Origin of the sequence: Pseudomonas veronii (assembly GCF_002028325.1) — a bacterium.
Lineage (GTDB): Bacteria > Pseudomonadota > Gammaproteobacteria > Pseudomonadales > Pseudomonadaceae > Aquipseudomonas > Aquipseudomonas veronii.
Genome location: NZ_CP018420.1, coordinates 6703557 through 6729067, shown reverse-complemented (window position 1 = coordinate 6729067; position 25511 = coordinate 6703557). Strand labels below are relative to the sequence as shown.

General features: G+C 60.4%; 20 protein-coding genes and 2 pseudogenes. 5 read left to right on the top strand and 17 right to left on the bottom strand.

Going from position 1 to position 25511, the window contains the following annotated elements; genetic code table 11:
* Positions 1-120 precede the first annotated feature (120 nt).
* Complete coding sequence (locus tag PverR02_RS31000; protein ID WP_046381623.1) at positions 121-501, top strand: COG4315 family predicted lipoprotein; 381 nt, start codon at positions 121-123, stop codon at positions 499-501.
* Between the two features lie 30 nt (positions 502-531).
* Here the strand turns inward: PverR02_RS31000 and ubiA are convergent, their stop codons facing one another.
* Both ubiA and PverR02_RS30990 read right to left on the bottom strand, forming a co-directional pair.
* Positions 532-1422 carry a 4-hydroxybenzoate octaprenyltransferase gene (ubiA, locus tag PverR02_RS30995; protein ID WP_017849994.1) on the bottom strand — a complete coding sequence of 297 codons (891 nt, stop codon included), beginning with the start codon at positions 1420-1422 and terminating at the stop codon, positions 532-534.
* Complete coding sequence (locus PverR02_RS30990; protein ID WP_079444949.1) at positions 1422-1985, bottom strand: chorismate lyase; 564 nt, start codon at positions 1983-1985, stop codon at positions 1422-1424. The genes ubiA and PverR02_RS30990 overlap by 1 nt, the downstream gene beginning before the upstream one ends.
* 197 nt (positions 1986-2182) lie before the next feature.
* Between PverR02_RS30990 and PverR02_RS30985 the strand changes: the two genes are divergently transcribed.
* From PverR02_RS30985 to PverR02_RS30965, 4 genes are all read left to right on the top strand, one after another.
* A complete protein-coding gene (locus PverR02_RS30985; protein WP_079444948.1) occupies positions 2183-2350 on the top strand; it encodes a rubredoxin in 168 nt (55 codons plus the stop codon).
* 36 nt (positions 2351-2386) lie between these two features.
* Positions 2387-3535 (top strand): NAD(P)/FAD-dependent oxidoreductase, encoded by a 1149-nt coding sequence (locus PverR02_RS30980; RefSeq protein ID WP_017849991.1) that lies wholly within the window; start codon positions 2387-2389, stop codon positions 3533-3535.
* A gap of 191 nt (positions 3536-3726) precedes the next feature.
* Complete coding sequence (locus PverR02_RS30975; RefSeq protein WP_003213368.1) at positions 3727-4002, top strand: HU family DNA-binding protein; 276 nt, start codon at positions 3727-3729, stop codon at positions 4000-4002.
* A 1011-nt stretch (positions 4003-5013) separates the two neighbouring features.
* The gene (locus tag PverR02_RS30965) at positions 5014-5508 is read left to right on the top strand and encodes a type III secretion effector protein (protein WP_227778753.1); all 495 of its coding nucleotides are present in this window, start codon (positions 5014-5016) and stop codon (positions 5506-5508) included.
* 18 nt (positions 5509-5526) lie between these two features.
* On the opposite strand, the pseudogene PverR02_RS30960 reads toward PverR02_RS30965, so the two are convergent.
* The 15 genes and pseudogenes from PverR02_RS30960 to tssA form a co-directional block, all read right to left on the bottom strand.
* Positions 5527-6342: pseudogene (locus PverR02_RS30960) on the bottom strand (RHS repeat-associated core domain-containing protein); the annotation flags it as partial.
* 148 nt (positions 6343-6490) lie between these two features.
* Positions 6491-7360 carry a tetratricopeptide repeat protein gene (locus PverR02_RS30955; RefSeq protein WP_079444945.1) on the bottom strand — a complete coding sequence of 290 codons (870 nt, stop codon included), beginning with the start codon at positions 7358-7360 and terminating at the stop codon, positions 6491-6493.
* A gap of 8 nt (positions 7361-7368) precedes the next feature.
* Positions 7369-7990, bottom strand: a pseudogene (locus PverR02_RS30950) (RHS repeat-associated core domain-containing protein); the annotation flags it as partial.
* A gap of 283 nt (positions 7991-8273) precedes the next feature.
* Positions 8274-8720 (bottom strand): hypothetical protein, encoded by a 447-nt coding sequence (locus PverR02_RS30945; protein WP_057005220.1) that lies wholly within the window; start codon positions 8718-8720, stop codon positions 8274-8276.
* A 13-nt stretch (positions 8721-8733) separates the two neighbouring features.
* Entirely contained in the window at positions 8734-13080 is a 4347-nt protein-coding gene (locus PverR02_RS30940) for an RHS repeat-associated core domain-containing protein (RefSeq protein ID WP_079444943.1), read from the bottom strand.
* A 12-nt stretch (positions 13081-13092) separates the two neighbouring features.
* Complete coding sequence (locus PverR02_RS30935; protein WP_079444942.1) at positions 13093-13527, bottom strand: DcrB-related protein; 435 nt, start codon at positions 13525-13527, stop codon at positions 13093-13095.
* Positions 13528-13542: 15 nt separating this feature from the next.
* Positions 13543-15483 carry a type VI secretion system Vgr family protein gene (locus tag PverR02_RS30930; RefSeq protein WP_079444941.1) on the bottom strand — a complete coding sequence of 647 codons (1941 nt, stop codon included), beginning with the start codon at positions 15481-15483 and terminating at the stop codon, positions 13543-13545.
* Positions 15484-15631: 148 nt separating this feature from the next.
* Positions 15632-18289, bottom strand: coding sequence for a type VI secretion system ATPase TssH (gene tssH / locus PverR02_RS30925; RefSeq protein WP_057004026.1), 2658 nt, complete (start codon positions 18287-18289; stop codon positions 15632-15634).
* On the bottom strand, positions 18282-19325 hold the full coding sequence (gene tssG / locus PverR02_RS30920) for a type VI secretion system baseplate subunit TssG (protein ID WP_046381629.1): 1044 nt from the start codon (positions 19323-19325) through the stop codon (positions 18282-18284). The genes tssH and tssG overlap by 8 nt, the downstream gene beginning before the upstream one ends.
* Positions 19289-21148 carry a type VI secretion system baseplate subunit TssF gene (tssF, locus tag PverR02_RS30915; protein WP_079444940.1) on the bottom strand — a complete coding sequence of 620 codons (1860 nt, stop codon included), beginning with the start codon at positions 21146-21148 and terminating at the stop codon, positions 19289-19291. Before tssF ends, tssG begins: the two co-directional genes overlap by 37 nt.
* Positions 21145-21660, bottom strand: a complete 516-nt coding sequence (gene tssE / locus PverR02_RS30910; RefSeq protein WP_005792513.1) for a type VI secretion system baseplate subunit TssE — start codon at positions 21658-21660, stop codon at positions 21145-21147. Before tssE ends, tssF begins: the two co-directional genes overlap by 4 nt.
* 78 nt (positions 21661-21738) lie before the next feature.
* On the bottom strand, positions 21739-22227 hold the full coding sequence (locus PverR02_RS30905) for an Hcp family type VI secretion system effector (RefSeq protein ID WP_003195562.1): 489 nt from the start codon (positions 22225-22227) through the stop codon (positions 21739-21741).
* Positions 22228-22402: 175 nt separating this feature from the next.
* A complete protein-coding gene (tssC, locus tag PverR02_RS30900) occupies positions 22403-23899 on the bottom strand; it encodes a type VI secretion system contractile sheath large subunit (RefSeq protein ID WP_017849979.1) in 1497 nt (498 codons plus the stop codon).
* Between the two features lie 2 nt (positions 23900-23901).
* Positions 23902-24408: a type VI secretion system contractile sheath small subunit gene (tssB, locus tag PverR02_RS30895; protein WP_017849978.1), complete on the bottom strand. Its 507-nt coding sequence runs from the start codon at positions 24406-24408 to the stop codon at positions 23902-23904.
* Positions 24409-24462: 54 nt separating this feature from the next.
* Positions 24463-25485 (bottom strand): type VI secretion system protein TssA, encoded by a 1023-nt coding sequence (tssA, locus tag PverR02_RS30890; protein ID WP_046381631.1) that lies wholly within the window; start codon positions 25483-25485, stop codon positions 24463-24465.
* Positions 25486-25511: the final 26 nt, after the last annotated feature.

Here is a 25511-nt window from a genome sequence, read left to right as displayed (position 1 = left end):
CCGCATTAGATAACGGAATTATTGCAGTCGTGTGACAGTAATTTAGCTGCTCGCGCAATTCCCGCCTGCGTGGACTACGCTTTGGGTCCGAATCCTGACAACCACAAAAGGAAGGTTCCGATGACTTACAGTACTTTTTCCTGGAAGGCCCTGCTGGTCACGGCGGCGTTGACGCTGCCGACCCTGGCATTCGCGGCGGACCCCGCGACGACCAAAGACGGGATACTGGTCGATCACAACGGCATGACGCTCTATACCTTCGCCAAGGACGCCAATGGCAAATCCATGTGCAACGATAAGTGCGCCGCCAACTGGCCGCCATTGACGGCGGCGTCCACCGACAAGCCCATGGGCAAATGGACCGTGATCACCCGTGACGACCAGAAGAGTCAGTGGGCCTACAGCGGCAAGCCGCTCTACACCTTCGTCATGGACAAGAAGGCCGGCGACATGACCGGTGAAGGCAAGATGGACGGGGCCTGGAAAGTCGCCAAGCCTTAGTTGGGCCCTCGCGATGAGGGGCCTGGCCCCTCATCGAAAGCCGTAATCCGCGACAATCCCGACAAAGATCGCCAACCCGGCCCAGTGGTTGTGCAAAAACGCCTTGAAGCACTTCATCCGGTCCCTGTCCCGGGTGTACCAGAATTCCCAGGCAAAACAGCCCGCCGCCGCCAGCAACCCCAGGTGGAACCAGCCGCCCAGCTCGAACCGCGCGCCGGCCAGCAACAGGCACGCCAGCGCCAGGCCTTGCAGGGTCAGAATGATCGCCCGGTCGGCGTCGCCAAACAGGATGGCGGTGGATTTCACGCCGATCTTCAAATCGTCGTCGCGGTCGGTCATGGCGTAATAGGTGTCGTAGCCCACCGTCCACAGCACATTGGCGATGTACAGCAGCCACGCGGCGGCAGGCAGGTTGCCGGTTTCGGCGGTGAACGCCATCGGCATGCCCCAGGAAAACGCCGCGCCCAGCACCACTTGCGGGTAATAGGTGTAGCGCTTCATGAACGGATAGCTCGCCGCCAGCGCCAGGCCGCCGAGGGACAGCAGGATGGTCGTCGCGTTGGTCAGCAGCACCAGCAGGAAACTGACGCCCATCAGCAGCGCGAAAAACACCAGCGCCTCTTTCGAGCTGATCTTGCCGCTGACCAGTGGGCGTTGCTCGGTGCGCTTCACGTGGCCGTCGACCTTGCGGTCGGCCCAGTCGTTGATCACGCAGCCGCCGGCGCGAGTGAGCACCACGCCGAGCACGAAAATCAGGATATTGATCAAGGACGGCGAGCCCTTGCCGGCGATCCACAGCGCCCACAGCGTCGGCCACAGCAGCAGGTAGATGCCGATGGGTTTGTCCATGCGCGTCAACTGAATGAAATCCCAGGCCCTGGGGTTCAGACGGTTCAAGGATTTGAGCAGGCGTTGATACATCAGCGGTTCTCCGGGTGGTCATGCACCGCGTGCCACAGGCTCGGCAGGAAGATTTCGGCGACCAACACGCTCAGCGCCCCGCGATCGAACCGCGAGCGGCGCGCCCACAGCCCGTCGAGCTGATCGGCTGTGGGCAGCCATGGGCGCGGGTAATGGCAGACCTCGATCGCCCGGCGCGTGAAGGCGCGGTCGCAGAACAGCAGCTCGCCCAGGGAGCGGCTCCCCAGCTCGTCCATATGCAACCCGTCGCCTTGCAACGCACTGCGCGACGCCACGCTGCGGGCAAACACCCACGGCTGGCCATGCCCGCGCAAATACACCTCGCGCACCCAACCGATGCTGGCCTGGGGCAGGTCAAGCGCCGCGCACTCATCGTCGCGCAACGGCTGCCAGCCTTCGCACAGCGGCGTCACGCTGAAACTGTCGCTGGACAGCCCCGTCAGGCGCCGCGTCAGCGAGCCCTCGTCGAACAGCCAGTCAAGGGTCAACGGCGCGGGCAGGGGGCTCAGAAGGCTCTGGGTCAGCCATTGGCAAGCATCGGGAAGGGCGATTGAGTGCGGCACGGTGCGTCAATATTGGCAGCAAAAGAGGCGGCGAGCTTACCATGGCGTCCGGCTCTTTTGCCGGGCTGAACCGGTGCCTTGTGTCGATCGTACTTGCATCTGCAGGCCCCGATCAGTACAAAACGCGCTGAGCCGCACGGCAACGCGGGATCTATCGACCGTCGGCCAACCTGCCTGGACCCTGAGGAAGCAAGTAAATGAAGAAGTGGCAATGCATAGTCTGCGGCCTGATCTATGACGAGAAAGACGGCTGGCCGGACGACGGAATCGCTCCGGGTACCCTGTGGCAGGACGTTCCGGAAGACTGGCTGTGCCCGGACTGCGGCGTGGGCAAAGTGGATTTCGAAATGATTGAAATCGCGTAATCGCGAATTTAAGAAACGTACTACAAGGAGAAAGGAATGAACGCACCTGTCGTGATCATCGGCACAGGGCTCGCCGGTTACAACGTGGCCCGCGAGTTTCGCAAGCTCGACAGCGATACCCCGTTGTTGCTGATCACCGCGGATGATGGGCGCTCCTACTCCAAGCCCATGCTCTCCACCGGCTTTGCCAAGAACAAGGAAGCCGATGGCCTGAGCATGGCTGAACCCGGTGCCATGGCCGAGCAACTCAAGGCCGAGGTACGCACTCATACCCGTATCACCGGTATTGACCCGGGCCACAAGCGCTTGTGGATCGGCGAAGAAGCGGTGACTTACCGCGACCTGGTCCTGGCCTGGGGCGCGGAAACCGTGCGCGTGCCGGTCGAAGGCGACGCCGCGGAGCTGATTTTCCCGATCAACGATCTTGAAGACTACGCCCGCTTTCGCGCGGCAGCCGTCGGTAAACGCCGCGTGCTGCTGCTTGGCGCCGGCCTGATCGGCTGCGAATTCGCCAACGACCTGATCCTCGGCGGCTACGAAATCGACCTGGTGGCACCGTGCGAGCAAGTCATGCCGACCCTGCTGCACCCAGCGGCGGCCGCAGCGGTACAAGCCGGGCTGGAAGGCCTTGGGGCGCGCTTCCACCTGGGCCCGGTGCTCAACCGCCTGCAACGCAGCGCCGAAGGTCTGGAAGCGCACCTGTCGGACGGTGAAGTGATCCAGTGCGACCTGGTGGTCTCGGCCATCGGCCTGCGCCCGCGTGTCGACCTGGCCGCGGCTGCCGGCTTGCAGGTCAACCGTGGGATCGTGGTCGACCGCCACCTCAAGACCTCCCACGCCAACATCTATGCCCTGGGCGACTGCGCCGAGGTCGATGGCCTGAACCTGCTGTACGTCATGCCGCTGATGAGCTGCGCCCGCGCCTTGGCCCAGACGCTGGCGGGCAACGCCACGGCCGTCAGCTACGGGCCGATGCCGGTCACCGTGAAAACCCCGGTCTGCCCGCTGGTGGTTTCGCCACCGCCACGGGGCACCGAAGGCGTGTGGAGCGTCGAAGGGCAGGGCGCCGACATCAAGGCCCTGTGCCGCGATGCCAGCGGCCGCCTGCTGGGCTACGCGCTGACCGGCAGCGCCGTGATGGAAAAACTGGCGTTGAACAAAGAACTTCCGCCGCTGCTGGCGTAAATACTGGTCGTTCTGTCGGAATAACCCTATTTTTCACCCTAGAAAGGTCGCCACGAGACTGGCGCAGCGTCCGAGGGCATGCCATCCTCACTCCCGTCTGCCGCAGAGTAGAGCCTGCGGCGCCTTGGGCGCTGCTCCATTAGAGAGCAGCACGGACATAACAACAAAAAACCGTCAAAGAGGCTTCACTTATGCGTAAACCAGAACTCGCAGCCGCCATCGCTGAAAAAGCGGACCTCACCAAAGAACAGGCGAATCGCGTCCTCAACGCCGTTCTCGAAGAAATCACCGGCGCCCTGCACCGCAAGGACAGCGTCACCCTGGTTGGCTTCGGCACCTTCCTGCAACGCCACCGCGGCGCCCGCACCGGCAAAAACCCGCAAACCGGTGAGCCTGTGAAAATCAAGGCCAGCAATACCGTTGCGTTCAAGCCGGGCAAGTCGCTCAAAGACAGCGTCAACCCGTAATAGCGGTATCGTCTCGAAGGGGGCGGGGAGGTAGAAAAAGTGGGCACGCCGACTGGGTCGGGTGCCCATTTTTTGTGCGCGGGGAAAAGCAATCGAGGCGCAAGGAGGGGGCTCACGGCTTATACAGTTATTAGTATTAGCGGGGCAGAGTTTTTTATTGTTTGTAAAGGACGATTACTTACGCACTGGAACTTAATGGGTACGAGGCGCCACCTATTAGTCGAGATTGCAGGGACGCGCTCAAGACTATTTTAAAGAGGTGTCTCAATGAAACTCACTGATCTAACTTATATTCCTCCAAATACTCCATCACCTCAGCCAACTGTGCCAGGAAACTCAGTTCCGTTGACGTCGGGTAATGGGCAGCAAACGGCTGACTCCTCGAAGATTGTATATGGTTCGAATGCGGGTAACGGAGGGGGTATTGAATATCCCACGACGAGTAATGAGAAAATAGGTGCTTCTGTGTTAAGTGGCGCTACTAAGGCTGGCGGAGGACGCAGGGGGGGAGGGTCAAGTGGACGTGGAGGTTCCGGAAGTGGATCCGGTACTCCGCCAAATGGACAAGGAGGTTCGAATTCTCACGTAAATGGGCAAGGAGGTCCGAATTCTCAGGCAAATGGACAAGGAGGTTCGAATTCTCACGTAAATGGGCAAGGAGGTCCGAATTCTCAGGCAAATGGGCAAGGAGGTTCGAATTCTCACGTAAATGGGCAAGGAGGTCCGAATTCTCAGGCAAATGGGCAAGGAGGTTCAAATTCTCACGTAAATGGGCAAGGAGGTCCGAATTCTCAGGCAAATGGATCAGGGGGCTCCAATCCGAGGTCAAATAGACAAGGAGGCTCCCATCCTCTGCCAAACCCCAAAGCCGCGTCACCTGGCATTAAGGATTCTTTCAAGACCACGCAAAATATTAACGATCTACACGATAAAAATGGGTTCCCGCCGCTCTCTTCTGAACTGGCGTCCAGCGCGCGCAACTCACTTATCAGTGGGGGGGTAAATTCACTGGTGAATATCCCCTTGAATGTGGGGGAACATTTGGCTTCCAAAGCCATCATCGATAGAATCGAAGCGCAAGCTGCAATGCCAGGCGCGGCAAAAAAGAACGCGGACGGCACGACCACGACCGTAGACCCGGCAGCAACAGAAAAGCAAAAAATAGACGCGCGCCTCGAAGACAGTGAAATAAAAACAGAGTTGATGGTCAACCAGATCCTTTCCATTAACGAAGGATCTGAGGCTAATGCGGTTAGTAAAAAATCGGAGGCACCAAAAGACACAGCCGGGCGCTTGACCAATCAAGAAAAAACCATGGATGGCATAGAAGCCCAGTTGCAAGACCTGGGTACACGATACGACCTTGTTTATAGACCGTATGAAGCGCCGAAGTCGTCGGATGCACCGACTGACAAGTCTCGTATGGATGCGATTGAACTGCGCCACAGGCACATGAACAGAATGATTAAAAGATTGATAACGCTTGTAGAATCGGATGTAACGTAGTTTTGATAGACTCTTGATTCAAGAGTGGAGAGTGGCGGATTTGTTTAGGCAAGTCCGCCCTTTAACTTTGAAGTGTTTTTCATACTGTGCAACTGAACCGCCATGTGGGTACGTAGCCTCATGGGCAGATTTTCTGACAAGCTGCATTGTTGTATTGCCGGATTTTACGTCGAAGTCATCAACCTGGTGCCAGGTATAGTGTTTCTTGGCGCTTCTAGGAATACCTGCTTTTTTGTAGGCTTGAGTAAAGTCGCGCGATCTAGAGCCTTGCATCTTGATCGTCACGATATTTCTGTGTGAGCCTTTTATCGGATACAGGTCACTGCTGCCAGTAAAGTCCACCCCTGCATACGCCCAGCCCCATGGATCGGCCCATCCAATTGGGTTTGGCGCGTATTGGTAAAGATTAAGGCCACCTTCCAACCCAATCGGATCCGGCGTCGTAAACCGCCCCACATCCGGATCATAAAACCTAAACGTATTGAAATGCAGCCCCGTCTCCCGGTCCATATGCTCCTGCAACAACCGCAGGCCATCCCACATGAACCGGGTTTCGCCCAGCGGATAGCCGTCGCGGCCATGCTCGGTTTTTTCAATACGCCGGCCCAGCGGATCATAGGTCATCCTGAGCACGCTGCCGTTTTCATTGCGTACTTCAATCAGCCGGCTTTCGGCGTCGTAGGCAAAGCGCTGCACGCCGCGTTTGGCGCTGCGTTTTTCGATCATGCGGCCAAAGGCGTCGTAGCGGTAACGCTTGTCCTGGTAGGTCAGCAGTTTGTTATGCACCACTAGCCCGGCGCCGGGTTGCGGGCCGTCGAGCAGGTTGGCGGCGGCATGCTCGAACTGCTTTTGTGCCGGTGTAGGCAACGGTGGCGTGAGCGCAGGTACACGTGCGGTTAGTCGTAACAATATTGCTCTGTCAGGTCGCAGAGTGTATGAGGAGCAGCCAGTAATCGGGATGCAAGAGGAATATACCCCGGAATCATTTTTTGCTGTTCATCACCGGATCCGCGAGGTTTGTGTCGCCGTCATTCATGCGCTGCAAAAGTTTGACTGCTCGAGAGAAACCTTGAGCAGCGGAGCGCTCCAACCACTGCCGGGCTTGTTCAAAATTCTGTTCGACTATCCATCCATCAACGTACATTTTACCCAGATCAAACTCTCCATGGGCATCACCGGACTCAGCTCTGGGGAAGTGGAATTTCACCTCTTTAGAGATCGTATCAATTTCCCAATAGTCGCGCTTGTTTGCTTGGAAAAGGCGAATGGTTTGATCGTCCACCCATTCAACAGCGCCTAGCAGTGATTCGAAAAGTCCCAGCGATATGCCAATTCGTGTGGCAGTAAAAAACTCGGTTGGTGTGTTTTTGGGGCCTTGCACCAAGACGCCGATATTAATGTATCGATCCGTGCGCCAGGCGGCTGACGCCGTGAGCGTTTTAGCTGGGTTTTTCAGTGAGCGGCCTGAAGTACCGGAAAACTGATAGCCACGTTTGACAATCGCTGCATGAAGTTTATGTATTGGGTCGGTATCCCAACCTTTGAGAGTTGCTAATGATAGGAGCGCCTCATTGATATCGTCGATTAAGCACTGGCGAATAACGGCGTCTGTAGCTTCCGTCGGCAGGTCCTGTAAGCGCTTGAAAGGATGAGAGTAGGTGCAAACATTTGTAAGTGTCAGCTCTGCTTCCTCTGGCGCTTGCTGAAGAACCACTTTGGCAACTCCACCAGTAGAAAGCTTGCAAGTGGTCGTTAGAAGATAAATATAGAGTACGGCGGCCTCTCGAACGCTGTGAGCCTGCAGGCGGTCTGTAGTTGGAATAATTTCGAGTGTTGATAAATATTTGCTCATCAGAGTTTCTATCTCGTCGCATTTGGCAGTGAGTTGCCCACAGGATTAATCCCGACTTTTGGAAATGAAGGTGTTTGACCTGCTCGCTGAGCGGCTACTGAGTAGCCATTGACTCTACCTTGTTCAACTTTAAGAGCCTTGGTGCGTGTTACATTTTTTCTGATTATGGCGGACTCGTATTTATCAGAGCTCCCCCTGTTAAGTCTGCGTACCTGCGACTGCGCTCGGTAAGATTTCCCATTTTTGGAAATTTTCCCACCGCTGATACCATATTTGTACACCTGCCCAGTCGTTTTGTTACGAATGACGTATACATGATTTACCTTGTTATTTTGTCTGGAATTTCCGTTTGCAGCGCCGCAAGTTTTCCATCCCCATGGATCGATCCATGCAATCGGATTTGATGCGTATTGGTAGAGATTAAGCTCTCCGTCCAACCCAATCGGATCCGGCGTCGTAAACCGCCCCACATCCGGATCATAAAACCTAAACGTATTGAAATGCAGCCCCGTCTCCCGGTCCAGATACTGCCCCTGAAACCGCAAATTCTGCTCTTCAATGTAATAAGGCTCGCGCGCCTCTATCTAGCGTGTTACCCCATATCTGATACGTTACCTGCCAGGCCCTGTGTCTGGGGTCAACTTCCAAGCACCGCGCTTCACTTCAAATATATGTGGTTTGCCGTGGCTGTCTTTGGCAACAAACGGAAAATTTCCGCTGCTGCGCCTCCAATTAAAAAGTCTCATCGTAGATCTGGTGACGTGCGATTTTAATTGAGCCAATAGGATGGGTTCCTGCCATATATCAATATAGAACCTTGCTGTTAGTCCTGGGTTTATTAAGCGGGGTATTTATTTGATCTGTGATTTTAAATAAGTTTGCCTCATGTGATATAGTTGAAGTTCGTCGTTGTTTATTCCGGATTCTTAAGTTTGTCCGGAGGCAATTTTCGCACTTCCTTACGTATAGCGTTATAAATGCTATCGATTGGCTCCGACATCTGGATCTTTAATGCATCAAAGACCTCTTTTACACCTTTTTCGTGGTACTCAAGGTATTTTTCATAGCCTGTAGGGTCTTTGTTGATAGGTTGGCTGGGCATTCTCAAGGAGTAGCTCACTGCTTTATTTCTCTTAGATACCTCAGGGCCTGTAACATTTAGGTCCAGTAGCCCAGACACGCTTGAGTCCCTCAGGCTCAGCCAATAATTGTCACCATATTTTTTATCGAACACTTCGGTGTTTATTATCTGGCGTTCGAGTTGTTCTCGAATAATTCGGCTAACATGGTGCGATACATAAAAAACAGCAGCGGGATCTGGGAAAAGTCCGCTTATGGCGATAGGGTATGGGTTGCGCATTATTTATCCTCTCTTATTTGCCACATAGCGATTTAGGGCCTTTATAGCTCTTTTTGTTTCCTTCAGGAATCAGTCCGCCAGTTTTTTTGTAATGTGCATCCAATTTGGCAGTTTCGATGGTCTTGGCCGCCTGGGTCGTGCTTATGCCGCTTTCTAGAACGGTACCCTTAATCGTTTTACCAGGATTCAGCCGTTCTAATTTTTCTACTTGTTGGTGAAGTCTGGTCGGGTTGCCGCTGGATTTTGTTACACGGTTCATATCGGCCTTGCCGTACTTGTACAGCTCACCGTCTATTCGAATTTCGTACACACCGAAATTACCTGCAGCGCCGTTGGTGTTGAGATTAAGAAGTCCCCATGGGTCAATCCAAGAGATGGGATTTTGTGCGTATTTGTAGAGGTTGATTCCCCCCGTCAACCCAATCGGATCCGGCGTAGTAAACCGCCCCACATCCGGATCATAAAACCTAAACGTATTGAAATGCAGCCCCGTCTCCCGGTCCAGATACTGCCCCTGAAACCGCAAATTCTGCTCTTCAATGTAATAAGGCTCGCGCACCTCCTCCAGTGTGTTGCCCCACACCCGATACGTCGCGCGCCACACCGTTTCTCCATCTGTTTCGGTCAGTTGCTCCGGCAACCCGTTCAGATCGTTGTGGTAGTAGCGGATTTTCTGCAGCGGGCCGATGCCGTCGACTCGGGCCAAGGGTTCGTAGCCTTCGTCTTCATAGACATACAGGCTCGTCTGACTGTGTTTATGCTCCTGCAACAACCGCAGGCCATCCCACATGAACCGGGTTTCGCCCAGCGGATAGCCGTCGCGGCCATGCTCGGTTTTTTCAATGCGCCGGCCCAGCGGGTCATAGGTCATCCTGAGCACGCTGCCGTTTTCATTGCGTACTTCAATCAGCCGGCTTTCGGCGTCGTAGGCAAAGCGCTGCACGCCGCGTTTGGCGCTGCGTTTTTCGATCATGCGGCCAAAGGCGTCGTAGCGGTAACGCTTGTCCTGGTAGGTCAGCAGCTTGTTATGCACCACCAGCCCGGCGCCGGGTTGCGGGCCGTCGAGCAGGTTGGCGGCCGCGTCGTAGGCGAAGGTTTCGCGCTGGCCGTGCAGGTTGTCCTGGCTGGCGATGATGCGGCCGGTGGCGTCGTAGTGCAGCAGGTGGCGATGTTGCGCTGCGGGTTGCTGGTCGAGTTTGCCGATCAGGTTGTCGGCGGGGTCGTACTCGAAGTGTTTTTGCGTGGCCGCTGGCATCAACGAGGGCTGGCTGGCGTGGCGGCGCTGGCGTGCGCGCAGGCGGCCGCTGCGGTCGTATTCGCTGCGGGTGCTGAGTTGGCCTTGGGTGCGCAGCACTTCGCGGTGCAGGCGGTCGCGTTCGAAGTCGCTGATGACCTGGCCGTCGAGGTTGATCTGGTGCAGGTGGCCGCTGCCGTAGTACAGGCGATTGAGCCAGCGGCCGTCGGGCAGTTGGGTTTGGATCAGGTTGCCGAGTTCGTCGTAGTGATGGTGCAGATTGCCCGCTGAACTTTGTTCGGCAAGCAACTGGCCAAGGGCGTCGTAAGCGAAACCAAGAGCCTGGGTATTGCCCTGCAAGTCGGTGAAGGTGACGGCGGTTAGCTGGTCCACTGCATCGTAGCTGTAGTCGGTGCGGCCATCGTCGGTGGTCTTGGCAATCAATCGGCCAACCGCATCGCGCTCCAGCCGATGAATGATGGGGGCCGGTGGCTCCTCGGGAACTATCGCCAAGCCATTGCCATAAGGCGCCGCAGCGGCGGTCACTGCCGTGATGTTATCCAGCCGGTCGTAGGTGTAGCGCTTGGCGCTGCCGTCGAGGTCTTGTTGTTGGATCAGCCGATCCCCTGCATCCCACGCGAACCGATAGCTTTCGCCGTTCTCGTTGACCAGCGCTTGCAGCCGCCCGTAGCTGTCATAGCCGAATTGCACCTGTCGTCCATGGGCGTCGGTGCGCTGGCGTACCTGGCCACGACGGTTGTGCTGGTAGAGCGTGGTGTGCCCGGCCGGGTCGGTGTAGCCCACCAACTGGCCGCTGGCATCGCGCTGATAGCGCTCAATGCGTCCGTCCGGCAGTTGGCTGCTGAGCAAACGCCCGTTGGCGTCATAGCTGAATTGAGTGCGTTCGCCGAGGGCGTCGGTGATGACCTGCAAATAGCCTCGCTCGTCATAGCTGAAGCGCGTGGGGTAACCCGAGCAGTCAATGTGCTCGACCAGTTGCCCGAACGGATTCCACCGCAGCTTCTTGCGTTTACCCGTGGCGTCGACGATTTCCACGACCTGTCCATGGGCGTCGTAGCGATAGCGAGTGATATGACCCAGCGGATCGGTTTCGGCGATGCAGTTGCCGCGCGGGTCGTAGCGATACTGCCAGCTGCGGCCGGCGGCGTCGGTTTCCACCAGCGGTAAGGCCCAATGTTCCAGCCACAGCGTCGAATCGCTGCGGCCCAGCGGGTCGGAATCACCGATCAGGTTGCCGGCCTCGTCGTAACTGTATGCGTAGCGCCCACCCTGTGGATCGGTGGCACTGAGCAATTGGCGTTCGTCGTTCCACTCGAACAACCAGGTCTGGCCGAGGTTGTCGCTGTAGTGAATGATCTGGTGCTGGGTATTCCAGTGGCGGCTGCTGACGCGTTGCAAGCCGTCGGTAATGCGGGTGAGGCCGGCTTTCAAGTCATAGTCGAACTGGTAGGCGTCACCCTCGTCGGTCCAGTGCCGGACCACGCGCCATTCCAGGTCTTCGACCAGCGCCCATTCATAGAAGCAACGCAACCCGGTGGGCAACTGATGCTCCACCATCCGGCGCCCGGCGTCGTAGGCGAAGCGCCGCTGCACCTGGCCGGTGGTATCGCGTACCTCAGCCAGATTTCCCGCCGTGTCGTAGGTATAGCTGACGAGCACTTCGCGGCGTTGATCGGGATAGATGCGTTCGATATGAGTGACGCGTTCACGCTCGCGCACCAGTTCGACTTGCACCAGATCGAAAGTATCGCGCAGGCGCACCAGGCGCCCGGCGGCGTCATAGTCGACGTGGATACGGTTGTCGTTGCGGTCACCGAGCTGAGTCAGGCGAAGCAAGCCAGCATTGGTCGGGGTCGGTTCGAACAGCCGGTACAGGCCGTCATCACTTTCGATCAGCAACTGCCCGTTGAGGTGGCGCCGCACGGAGAGTCCTTCACCGGCACTGAACACCGCGCCGCCCAGGGCAATCGAGCCCATGTCGATCGGTCGGCCCTGCTCATCGGTGTAGACCAGCGTATCGCCGCCGTCGGGATGAGGGCGGACCTCGACGCACACCTCATAGGCGACACTCCAGCCCGCGCCGAACAGACTGCCGGGGCGTTCGTCGCGGCTGTTGTAGATGCGTTGCCAGTCGATTGGCAGGATGCCGGGCAGCACGAAATCCAGCTCCTCGACATCGCCCAGCACTTTCGCGCCGGTCGCCGCATGCACCGGGTTGGACGAGCCCATGGCCGCGTTGGCCATCGCGCCCATTGCACTGCTGACCGCCATCGAAGTCGCGCCGCCGATCAGCATGCACGGCAGCTTGCTGAAGAACTTGCCCTTGCCGCCCTTGAGCATCAACAACGCCGTGACTGCGAGCCCGACGCCGGGTGTCTTGCCGCTGCGGATTTCCCGCACCACCACTGAGCCGCCGCCAATCGTCACGTTGGATGAAATCAGCCCGGAAGACACCACGCTGGCGTCGCACGTACTGCGGTCGCCGCTGCGCACCGCCGGTTGACCATTGATCGTGACCTTGGACGAACCTTCGGCGAGAAACTGCGGCGGCATCGGTGGATGCTTCATGCACGCGACCAAGTCCAACGGCTTTGGCACGGCGCCTGGCGCCGGAGTGGCAACCGTGGGGCGCCACATCTGCGAGAAGAAACTTTCGGCCATGTCCAGATAACTGGCCTCGGGTTCCGGCTCGGGTGCTTCCAGTTCGGTGCCTGCCGGCGCCACATGAGAGCTGATCGCCCCGGCGGCCCGGGCGGCAGGGATGTTGTTAGTCAGGGTATCGGTTGAGCCGGTGAGAATATTCGCCTGTACTGTGGGCGGGAAAAGGGCATTGCTGAAGCTATCGCATAAATTCGTCAGGCCTTTGTCTGCACCGGTCTTGCTCATGGCGAGGCCAACAATCGTGCCCACCACCGCGCCCAACAGGAAGCAGCCAAGCCCGCCGGTGGCGACGGTAATGCCAGTGGCGGCAACCACGGCCGCAGTCGCCACCGCAGTGATCGCGATATTGGCAGCCACCTCCAGCACACCGCCGAGGATGTCGGCCATCATCGAGGTGTGGGCCAGTGCATCGCCCATGCGAGCGGCCCAGAGTGCGTCAGACATACAAGTGGCTCATCAAGAAATAGCGTCGAACGACAGCGAGTTCTTGATCGTCGCCCAATGCGCCGCCTCGGCATCCCCCAGCGTGTCTGCCTTGACGTAACTCAAGGCGAGCATCTTGCGCGTCCCCGGCAACACCAACGCCAACTGATACTGGAACACCTTGTCATTGCCCTTGTTGAACTGGCTGCGCAGCTCGATACCTTCCACCTCTTGGGCGGCGCCCAAGCGCACGGTGACGCTCGGTTGGCAGCGCAAGTCCTGCACCTGTTTTTCCAGGCGCTTGAGTTGGTCGTCGAAATTGCTGTGCAGGGTTTCGCCTTCGGCGAGCAGGCTGCGGCTGACGATCAGGGAAGTGCCCAGTTCGGGGAACTTGAGGATATTGATCGACGCGTCCTGCAGCTCGCCGGCCGGCAGTTGGAACTGGAATTCGTTGATTCGGTACGTCATGGAAGACAGGTCTCGTCAGGAGCTTTTAGGCGCGGGGAACGCGGCTTTGATGTTGGCGTCGATGCTGGCTTTTATGCCTTGACCATCGGGCGTCGCGCCGGGGCCGCCGCCATTGTTCAGGTGCAGCGCGCCGCCGGTGTTGAACTCGGCATCGCCGCTGGCGTAGAAGCTGATTTGCACGCCGGTGAGGTTGATCTGCCCGCTGGCGTTCAACTCCAGGATGCTTTCGCCGCAGACCAGGCGTAGGTTTTCGCCCACTTCGATGACGTAACTCTGGCTGATGCTGTCGGTCTTCCTCTGGCCCACCGAGAGGATGTCTTCCTGCTTGACGATGCGCAGGCGGTTGTTGCCAATCGTCACCGTCTCGTTGTGCCCAATACTCTTGTTGCGGTCATGCCCCACCGAATGGCTCTCATCCACCTCGACGACGATGTCCTGATTGCGCTCGGCATGGATATACAACTGTTCCACCCCCTTCTTGTCCTCCATGCGGATTTCATTGAAGTTGGCTGGCGTGCCGCCCTTGCTCGAACGACTTTTCATGCCGCTCTGGGTCGCGTTCTCCGGCAAATCGTAGGGCACCGTCTGCTCCGCGTTGTACACCCGCCCAGTAATAATCGGCCGGTCCGGGTCGCCTTCCAGAAAGCTCACAATCACCTCCTGGCCGATCCGTGGGATCTGCATCGAGCCCCAGTTCTTGCCGGCCCAGGATTGCGATACGCGTATCCAGCACGAGCTGTTTTCGTTGGACTGGTCGTGGCGGTCCCAGTAGAAATGCACCTTCACGCGGCCGTACTGGTCGGTCCAGATTTCCTCGCCTTTGGGGCCGACCACCAGCGCGGTCTGCGGGCCTTTGACGATGGGGCGATAGGTGTTGGCCAGCGGGCGGAAGCTTTGTTGGGCGTCGATGCAGGTCAGGCTGCTGTCGAACTGCGCCGAGCTTGAACCGCCGCCGCTTTCCAGGCTTTCCTGAACGATGTAATAGCGGCAGCCGACGATCAGGTATTCGCGGTTCTGGTCCTGGCGACTGAAGCCGGTGAGGCTGAACAGATGGCCGGAACCGAGGCCGCGGGCGTTGCCGTTGAATTCTATTTGTTCATGCAGGGTTTGCAGGGCTTCGATGCGGGTGCGCGCGTAGTGTTCGCCGTCCGCGCTTTGCACGTAGGTGCCGGGGTAGTCGTACAGCGGGTAGTCGCCGGCGGCGTGCGGGCGCGGCATCGCCGAGCGCACGTCAATGCTCGCGCTGGGGCGCTGGAAGTCGTAGTCGTTGAGCTCCAGCGAGCCCGGCTGCACTTGCTGGGCCAGGTGCCAGTTGTACAGGTGGTCGCGTTCGCGTTGCTGCTCGTCCTTGGGGTAGTACGGAATCGACGCGTAGCCCGGCACCGTGGCGTGGGCGCCGTAGGCATCGGCCAGTACCAGCACGTGGCGGTCCTGTTCATGGCGGAAGAAGTAGTAAATGCCTTCCTGTTCCATCAAGCGACTGACGAAATCGAAGCTGGTCTCGCGGTACTGCACGCAGTATTCCCACTCGCGATACGGCCGGCTCAGGGCGTCTTCGAAGTCGGAAAAGCCGAGGTCGCGGAACACCTGCTTGATGATCTGCGGGATGCTCAGGTTCTGGAAAATCCGGCAGTCCGACGTGCGGCTCAGCAGCCACAGCCACGGGCGCAGCGTCACCTGGTAGCTGGCGAACTGGCCCTGGTCGATGCTCTGGCTGCACTGCGCGACGATGCCGTGAAAGTGCCGCTCGCCGCCGTCCGCCAGTTGCACGCCGACGCTCATCGGCTTGCCCAGCAACTGGTTGAGGTCGATGTTGGCGTCCAGGGAGGTCAGTTGCAACTCATAGGCGAACAGCCGGCCCAACTCTTCGCCGCCACCCATTTGATTGAGCAACAGCACGTCCGGCCCGAGGGGGCTGGTGATTTTGGCCAGGCGTGAGGTTTGGTTGAATAGCATCGAAGTACCCTAATAGCTGAAGGAACCCAATCAAAATGTGGGAGGGGGCTTGCCCCCGATAGCAGTGCGTCAGTTGATGTATCAGGTGACTGATTCACCGCCATCGGGGGCAAGCCCCCTCCCACATTTTTGATCGTGTTTCTTCAGGTCAATCGTTGAACTGATAGTGCAATTCATTATCCCGGCTACTGATCCGCACACCCGCCAGCGCCTTGCCTTCGAGCATGCGCGTGAGGAATTCACGGCTCATGTCCGGCAGCAGGCTGTTGGTGAGGATCGTGTCGATCATGCGCCCGCCGCTTTCGGTCTCGGTGCAGCGCGAGACGATCAAATCGACCACCGCGTCGTCGTAATCGAAGGCGACTTTGTGGGTGTTCTGCACACGCTTCTTGATGCGCTCGAGTTGCAGGCGGGTGATCGCCTTGAGCATCTCGTCGCTCAGCGGGTAATACGGGATGGTCACCAGTCGGCCGAGCAGTGCGGGCGGGAAAATTTCCAGCAGCGGCTGGCGCAGGGCTTTGGCAATGTCTTCCGGCGCGGGGATGTTCGCCGGGTCTTTGCAGACCTGGGAAATCAACTCGGTGCCGGCGTTGGTGGTCAGCAGGATCAGCGTGTTCTTGAAGTCGATGACGCGGCCTTCGCCGTCTTCCATCACGCCCTTGTCGAACACCTGGAAGAAGATCTCGTGTACGTCCGGGTGGGCTTTTTCCACCTCGTCCAGCAGCACCACGCTGTAGGGTTTGCGCCGTACCGCTTCGGTCAGCACGCCGCCTTCGCCGTAGCCGATGTAGCCCGGTGGCGCGCCCTTGAGGGTCGACACGGTGTGGGCTTCCTGGAACTCGCTCATGTTGATGGTGATGACGTTCTGCTCGCCGCCGTACATGGCTTCGGCCAGGGCCAGGGCGGTTTCGGTCTTGCCCACGCCGGAGGTGCCGGCCAGCATGAACACGCCGATCGGCTTGCTCGGGTTGTCGAGGCCGGCGCGGGAGGTCTGGATGCGCTTGGCGATCATCTGCAAGGCGTGGTCCTGGCCGATGATGCGTTTCTTCAGGTGCTGGTCGAGGTTGAGCACGGTTTCCAGTTCGTTGCGCGCCATGCGGCCGACCGGGATGCCGGTCCAGTCGGCGACCACCGAGGCCACCGCCTGGTAATCCACGGTCGGCAGGATCAGCGGGGTTTCGCCTTGCAGCGCGGTGAGGCGCTGCTGCAGGTCGACCAATTGCGCACGCAACTCATCGTTGCCGCTGTCGACCACGCCGACTTTTTCACGCAACGTCGCGCGGGTGGCGAGCAACTCATCGACCAGGGTTTTCTCTTCGGCCCAGCGGCTTTCCAGGCTGGCCAGGCGCTCGCGCTCGGCACTCAGCAAGGCTTCGCTGTTGCTCTGGCGCGCCCCGATGGCGATGCCGATCGCATGCTCGCGGGCGATGATCTGCAGCTCGGTTTCCAGGGCTTCGATGCGGCGACGGCTGTCGTCGACTTCGGCCGGCACCGCATGCAGGCTGATGGCGACGCGGGCGCAGGCGGTGTCCAGCAGGCTGACGGATTTATCCGGCAACTGGCGCGCCGGGATGTAGCGGTGGGACAGCTTCACCGAGGCTTCCAGTGCTTCGTCGAGGATCTGCACCTGATGGTGTTTCTCCATGGTCGAGGCCACGCCGCGCATCATCAGCAGCGCCTTGTCTTCCGACGGTTCGGCCACCTGCACTACCTGGAAACGGCGGGTCAGGGCCGGGTCTTTTTCGATGTGTTTCTTGTACTCGGCCCAGGTGGTCGCGGCCACGGTACGCAAGGTGCCGCGGGCCAGGGCCGGTTTGAGCAGGTTGGCTGCGTCACCGGTGCCGGCGGCACCACCGGCACCCACCAGGGTGTGGGCTTCGTCGATGAACAGGATGATCGGCTTCGGCGAGGCCTGGACGTCTTCGATGACCTGGCGCAGGCGCTGTTCGAATTCGCCTTTCATGCTGGCGCCGGCTTGCAGCAGGCCGACGTCGAGGCTGCGCAGTTCCACGTCTTTCAGCGCGGGCGGCACGTCGCCGGCGACGATGCGCAGGGCGAAACCTTCGACCACGGCCGTCTTGCCCACGCCGGCTTCACCGGTGAGGATCGGGTTGTTCTGGCGTCGACGCATGAGGATATCCACCAACTGGCGGATCTCTTCGTCGCGGCCGACGATCGGGTCGAGCTTGCCGCTGCGTGCCTGTTCGGTCAGGTCGACCGTGAAACGCTTGAGCGCTTCCTGCTTGCCCATCGCACTCGGCGCCATCGCACCGCTGGCTTCGCCCGGAACGGCGCCGGCGTTGAAACCGTCGCTGGCCGTCAACGCATTCTCCGGCGAGTCGCCGACGTACTCGTCAAAGCGTTCGCTCAGGGCTTCGGCCTTGACCTTGTCGAACTCCGCCGACAAACCCAACAGCGCATGGCGCAGGCTCGGCGTCTTCAGAATGCCCAGCAGCAGATAACCGGTACGCACCTGGCTTTCGCCGAACATCAGGCTGCCGTAGACCCAGCCGCGCTCTACGGCTTCTTCCACATGGGAGGACAGGTCGGTGATCGAAGTCGAGCCCCGCGGCAGGCGGTCGAGGGCTTCGGTCAGGTCGCGGGCCAGGCGCGCCGGTTCCACGTTGAACTGACGGATGATGCGGTGCAGGTCCGAGTCCTGCAGTTGCAGCAACTGGTGAAACCAGTGGGCCAGTTCCACATACGGATTGCCCCGCAGCTTGCAGAACACCGTGGCGGCTTCGATGGCTTTGTAGGCCACGCTGTTGAGTTTGCCGAACAGTGCGGCGCGACTGATTTCACCCATGCTCTGGATTCCTTGAGGTGGTGGCGTGATCGGCGTAATGCCGGGCCAGGATTAGGTCGTTGGCATCAACCGCAGGGCGGCCGAGCCAGGTGTTGAAGCCCAGGCGGAACCGGCCGTTGAGTTGCAGCGCCGGGACTTCGGGTTGTTGCAGAACCAGGTTCAAGTCCCAGTCCAATTCATGGCCCAGGTACTCGGCCACCCAGGCCACCAGCTCGTTGAACGGCTGGCTGCCGGGCAGCATGCCCATGTAGTCGTCCAGCGCGAGCGGGCCCAGGCGGATGCGGAATTTGTGCTGGCGGTCCCACACATGGCTGCCCAGGCAGAAGTCCACGCCGAGCCGGTTGGCGCTGACCCCGACGCGACTGCGCTCGGGCAGCTCGAGCCATTGGCCGATGTATTCTTCGATCTCTACCGGCAGGCCGAAGTACTCGCCAAGGATCGCCTTCAAGCCATCCGGGTAGCGGGTCTGCGCCGACAGGTGGCCGCTGTAATGCAGCTTTGCCGTGTCGGGGATCAGCCCCTGGTTGAGCAGGCTCGGCATGCCCCGACCGCTCAAGGCCGCGAGGCGCGCCGACCAGTAATCATCGTCCGGGCGGTCGTGGCTGACGGTCGGCCGCGCCTCGGCCCAGGCCCGGTAGAACAGGCTCAACAGGCGATGGTGGAAGATATCCAGGAACTGTTTGCTGGTGCTGTCGGCATTGTTGCGCTGGCGTTCGCGCACGTACTCGGTGATGTGCAGCGGCAGCGGGCCGTTGGGGCCGCCGAGGCCGAAAAAGTACTGCTGCAGCCGCGCTGGCTTGCCGTCGCCAGCGGGGTCGACCGAGGCCAGGGTGGCCGGGGCGAAGGTGCAGTCGGCCTGTTGCCCGAGGCGCAGCGGGTCGTCCGCCAGGCGCAGGGACTGGCCCAGGCGCGGCAGGTCCGGCGATTCGCACTCGATACGCCGCAGCGCCTGGAAGAAATCGTATTCCCAGGGCTCCTGGTGCATTGCATCCAGAGTACTCACAGGGTCGGACGACGTCCGGGCTTGGCTTTCCATCGCATGATCTCGCCGCGTTCGGTGGTACGGATCACCGTCTCGGTAAAACTGTTGATCGACACGTAGCGTGCCAGGAAGCGTTCCAGTACCGCACCGAGCAGGAACACGCCGGTGCCGCGAAACGCGTTTTCATCGAATTCCAAGGTGATTTCCAGGCCGCGCCCAAACACGATCGGGCCGGGCATCGGCAGGCGCCGGGTCACCGCTTTGCTGCTGACTTCGCGCAGGCCTTCGATCTGCAATTGCAGGGCGGCGTCGTTGCTGTCGCCATACAGGCGCAGCAGTTCGCGCAAGGCGCCTGCGCCCTGGCCCTGTTCGCTCAGGGACAAGTAGTTGAGCGACAGCTGGCTGATCAGGCGCCAGGCCTTGGCGTCATGGGCATGACTGGCGCGCGGGCGGCTCGGCCCGGCGACGCAGCGCACGGCCAGCACCGGGGCGCTGTCGGCGAGGGTGAAGTCGGTCTTGCCATTGCCCACGCTCATGAACAGCGGCAAATCGCGGTTGGTACACAGCGCGCTCACGCCGAGTTGGCGCAGGTCGTGGCGATAGGGCGCTTGCTGGCTGTCCACCAGGCTGACGAAGGTTTCGCTGCCCACGTAGGTGGAGCGCGGGCCGTTGCGCCGCTGGTCGCTGGACAGCACCCGCGGCTCACGGCGCACGGTGTAGTACGCCTGGTCGCGGCCATAACGCGAGGGGTCGCGCACCGCATAGAACGGCAGGAACGGCTGCTCCGGCCCGGTGCCATGGCCGGTGATGCCGTCGAGGGAGTGAATCTCGAAATCCATCGGCCGCGTGCGGTCGGCGATCACATGGTGTTCGTTGACCCGGTCGGACAAGTGGATACGGTCTACGCGTTTCGGGAACAGGTTGATCGCCGGGGTGCAGAACGGCAGGAACTGCGCGGCACCGACGCTGCCTTCCAGGCTCGGTTCGTGGCGGTCGAACAGCACGATCAGTTCCAGTTCCTGGCCGTCGCAACGCTTGACCGCACGGCCCAGTTCGGCGAACTCGACGAACAGGAAGCGGTGGGGCAGGGCGAAGTATTCCTGCAGCAACCGATAGCCCTGGAACGCCCGCGCCACCACGGGCATGGCCGCGTCGGCGTCGTCGAAACCGCGCGAGCGCAGCGCGTCCTGCGGCAGGCGCTCGACCCAATCGCCCCCCGGCTTGCGCGCAAACACCGCGCAGGCATTGCCCAGCAATTGTTCGTAGAGGCGGAACGGTTGCTCATCGGCGCCGCTGAGGTACAGCGGCAGGTTGTCCAGCGCGAGGCTGTTGAACGGCAACTCGGCGCCGGTGCGCAGGGTCAGGCGCAAACCGGCCTTGGCTTTCGGTTCGCTGGCCGCCAGGCGTCCGAGCACGGCGGCGGGGTTGCCGAAGTACTCGGCGTGGCTGACCTGCAACGGCCACAGCGTCACCGGGTGAGCGGTGCGGTACTCGCAGCAGGTCTGGGTTTCGCGGCCCAACGCGGCGCGCAATACGCTGTCGCGCGGCAACGGGAAACCGCTGGCCAGGGAGCCTTCATCCGGGTCGGTCTGCAGTTGCACCACGGTCATCGACGGGGTCGGCGCCAGGTAGTGCGGGTAGGCGATCTCCAGCAGGTTGTGGGTGAAGGTCGGGTACTCGGCGTCGAGTTTGAGCTGCACGCGGGCCGTGAGGTAGGCAAAGCCTTCGAGCAGACGTTCGACGTAGGGGTCGGCGCAGTCCATGCCGGACAGGCTCAGCCGACTGGCGATCTTCGGGTATTCCTTGGCGAACTCGGCGGCGCTTTCGCGCACGTGGTGCAGTTCCTGGTTGTACAGCTCCAGCAGGCGCGGGTTCATGGGCGTCTCCGCTGGTCGGCGTTGACCACGCGTACATGGCCCGACTCCAAGTCCAGGTCGGTTTGCAGCAGCAGGCGCAACGGCACCGGCTGTGCCCACAGGTCGCCTTCGATCTCGAAGCTCAGGGCGTTGTGGTTCATCTCGCCATGGCCGACACGGGCTTTGACCCGCAGGGTGTGGCGCAGAATACGTGGCTCAAAGGTGGCGATCGCCTGGTAGATCAGGGCTTCCAGGGCCTTGATGTCGACGCTGGAAACACTGTTGCCCGCCAGCGCCGGCAGGCCGTAATTGACCACCGAGGTGCCGGCCGGGGTGTGCAGGGTGGCATCGGCGTCGAGCAACGACGTGGTGTTGAGCAGCCACGCCAGGTCACGCAGCACCGAGGCCTTCAATTGGGTGAGGGACAGCACGCGCTTGTCGGCGCTTTCCTTCGGGTTGGTTGGGTCGTCGTCGGTCAACCGGTCCAACAGGGACGGTTGCAGACGGTCGCGGGAAGCGATTTCAGTTACCACCAAAGCAGCTCCACGGACGGGTTGCGAGAGGGACAAAGTGCCTGTGGCCGTGGCGCTGGGCCACGGCCGCCAGGGCTATCAGCGCTTGGTGTTGGAACGGATGTTCCAGCCAAATTTGATCGCGCCGCCGTCTTTGGTGCCGTCGGCTTTCTGCGGTTGGTAGTCGACCATCACCTGGGCGAAGTTCAGGGTGACGTTTTCGGTCAGGCGATCATCGGAGCCCGAACCGCCAGTGCTCAGGGACGTGACCAGCACTTCTTCCAGGTTGATCACCATGTATTCGACCTGGCTTTCGCCACCGGCCTTGCGCACGGTCAGCTTGACCTTGTCGATGTGCTTGCCGCTGGCGCAGTGCATCATCAGGTTCGGCGAGGCCTTGTCGACGTACTTGGTCAGCGACAGGTCCTGGATGTTCACCTTGCCCGCGCCGCCGCCACCGCCTACGTGCATGTTGCCGGACTGGGACATGCCCCAGCTCCAGTTCAGTACGTCGATTTCGTCCTTGTGGGCTTTGTCCATGGACTCGCCCTTGATGTCGCCGATCTTGATGAAAATATCAACAGCCATGTTTTCTCCCTGTGTGGACTCAGCCACTGTATTTGTTAACGCCGCCGACCCCTGTAGGAGCGAGCTTGCTCGCGAAGGTCGTCAACGGTGACGCGGGCATCCTGGATGAACGCAGCGCCTTCAAGTTTTTCGCGAGCAAGCTCGCTCCTACAGGGAGCGAGCCAGTCCCGATTTTTTACGCGCTTTTCGCCGACGGCAGTTTCGATACCAGGCGCAGCGACACGGTCAGCCCTTCGAGCTGGTAGTGCGGGCGCAGGTAGAACTTGGAGTTGTAATAACCCGGGTTGCCCTCGACGTCTTCCACGATCACTTCGGCTGCCGCCAGTGGGTGCTGGGCCTTGGTGGTTTCGGTGGAGTGCGCCGGGTCGCCGTCGACGTAGTTGAGGATCCAGTCCTGCAACCAGCGCTGCATTTCGTCCTTCTCTTTGAAGGAACCGATCTTGTCGCGCACGATGCACTTCAAGTAGTGCGCGAAACGGCAGGTGGCGAACAGGTACGGCAGGCGCGCCGCCAGGTTGGCGTTGGCGGTGGCGTCCGGGTCGTCGTACTCGGCCGGCTTCTGCAGCGACTGCGCGCCGATGAACGCGGCGAAGTCGGTGTTCTTCTTGTGCAGCAGCGGCATGAAACCGTTCTTCGCCAGCTCCGCTTCACGGCGGTCGCTGATGGCGATTTCGGTCGGACATTTCATGTCCACGCCCCCGTCATCGGTAGGGAACGTGTGGGCCGGCAGGTTTTCCACTTCACCGCCGGACTCCACGCCACGGATGCGCGAGCACCAGCCGTAGTGTTTGAACGAACGGTTGATGTTCACCGCCATCGCGTAGGCGGCGTTGGCCCAGGTGTACTTGGAGCTGTCGGCGCCGTCGGTGTTTTCTTCGAAGGCGAAGGCTTCCACCGGGTCGGTCTTGGCGCCATACGGCAGGCGCGCGAGGAAGCGCGGCATGGTCAGGCCGATGTAGCGCGAGTCTTCCGATTCACGCAGCGAGCGCCAGCCGGCGTATTCCGGGGTGGTGAAGATCTTGGTCAGGTCGCGCGGGTTCGACAGTTCCTGCCACGAGCCCATGCCCATCACGGTCGGCGAAGCCGCAGCGATGAATGGGGCGTGCATGGCGGCGCAGACTTTGGACAATTCGCCCAACAGCTCGACATCCGGTGGCGACTGGTCGAAGTAGTAGTCGCCGACCAGGCAACCGTAAGGTTCGCCGCCGAACTGGCCGTATTCTTCTTCGTACATCTTCTTGAAGATCGGGCTCTGGTCCCAGGCGGTGCCCTTGAATTTCTTCAGGGTCTTGTGCAGGTCCGGCTTGGAGATGTTGAGTACGCGGATCTTCAGCTGCTCATCGCTCTCGGTGTTGTTGACCAGGTAGTGCAGGCCACGCCAGGCGCTTTCCAGCTGCTGGAAATCCGGGTGGTGGATGATCTGGTTGACCTGGGCGGTGAGCTTGGCGTCGATGGCGGCGATGATCGATTCGATCGACTTGATCGCGTCGTTGGACACCAGGTCAGTCTGTGCCAGCGCCTGCTCGGCGAGTGTCCGCACGGCGGTTTCCACGGCTTCGCGGGCACGCTCGGTCTTCGGTTTGAACTCTTGCAGCAACAGCGAGGCGAACTCGCTGGTTTCTTCGGTGGCGCCCAGGTTCTGAGCGCTTTCGCGCACGGTATTCTCGGTCATGATTACTGCTCCCCTGCCGGCTTCGGCGCGCTCGCAAGGGCCTGCAGCAATGCCGGGTCCTTGATCGCTTTCATGATGATTTCTTCAGCGCCGGTCTTGCCGTCCATGTAGGTCAGCAGGTTGGCCAACTGGGTACGGGCTTCGAGCAGCTTGTTCAGCGCATCGACCTTGCGAGCCACGGCGGCCGGGCTGAAGTCGTCCATGCTTTCGAAAGTGATGTCCAGGCTCAGGTTGCCTTCGCCGGTCAGCTCGTTGGGTACGTGGAACGCTACGCGCGGTTGCATGGCCTTGAGGCGCGAGTCGAAGTTGTCGACGTCTACTTCAAGGAACTTGCGGTCGGCCACGGGCGCGAGGGGCTCGGCGGGTTTGCCGGCGAGGTCGGCCATCACACCCATCACGAAGGGCAGCTGGACCTTTTTCTCGGCGCCGTAGAGCTCGACGTCGTACTCGATCTGCACTCGAGGCGCGCGGTTGCGCGCGATGAATTTCTGAGAACTTTGCTTCGCCACGTTGCTGCTCCTGGTCGCTTGAGCGACGGTGTTGTTACTGCGCAGTCGGGCGGCTTACTCGCCGTCCGGGCCACGCAGGTTTTCAAATTGGGACATGCCGTCGGGAATCAGATTGCGCACGATGGCCGCGAAGTCGGCGTGCACCAGATGCTTTGCGCGGTTCAACAACACCGGCAGCGGGCTCGAAGGCTCGTGACGGGTGTAGTACGCAAGGATCTTGTCGAGGCTGCGCAGCACGTCATCGCGGTTGGCGATGTCGCCGCTGGGGCGCGGTGCGGTGGGGGCGGCGGCGAAGTCGGCCGAGGGGGCATTGTCGTCACTGACGGCCTCGGGTTCGCGGCTGCTGGTCTCACCGTTCGGTACAAATTGGCTGAGGATCTGCAGCGCCTGCTTGAGCGGTTGCTTCAACAGGCTGAGGTCGACGCCCTGGGCCGAGCCGACCTGGTCGCTGACCTGTTGTTCGATGGCTTCGCAGGCGGCACGCGCGGTGCTCAAGGCGTCGCGGGTGGCTTGCAGTTGCTCGGGGTCGCTGTCGAGGAACGCGGCGTTGAGCTGCTGGGCGCCGAGTTGTTCATCGGGAAAACTCATCAGGCCGCTGGCGTTCAGCGCGGCGCGCAGGCTCACGGCGCCGAAGGTGCGCGAGCGCGTGAGGATGCTTTCGCGCAGCAGGCGGATCGTCGCGTCGCCGGTCAAGCCGGACAGGGCGTTGATACGCACGGTGGGGTCGTTATCGTCGTCGGCATCCAGGCGCGGGTGCAGGTCGGCCCAGTATTCGCGCAGCAGCGCGTTGATCAGCGTGAGCGCGTCGGCCAACCCGACCACACCCTGGAGGGCGAGGGCGCTTTGCAGCAGGAAATGGGTGATGCGCAGGTCTTTGCTGCGTTGCAACAGGTCGAGGCTTTGCTGCTGGATGCTGCGCCAGTCCGGCGGTTCGGCAGGCAGGATGGCGTCGCCCATGCTGCGCTCGGGCTGCCCCTTGGCATCACGCTCCAGTTGTAGAAATTGCGCGTCATATTCCATGTCTTCGCCACATGGCGAAGTCGCGGAAACGGCGGCGAGCAGCAACGGCACATCCACTGAAATCGATCTCCCTATCGGCCCGT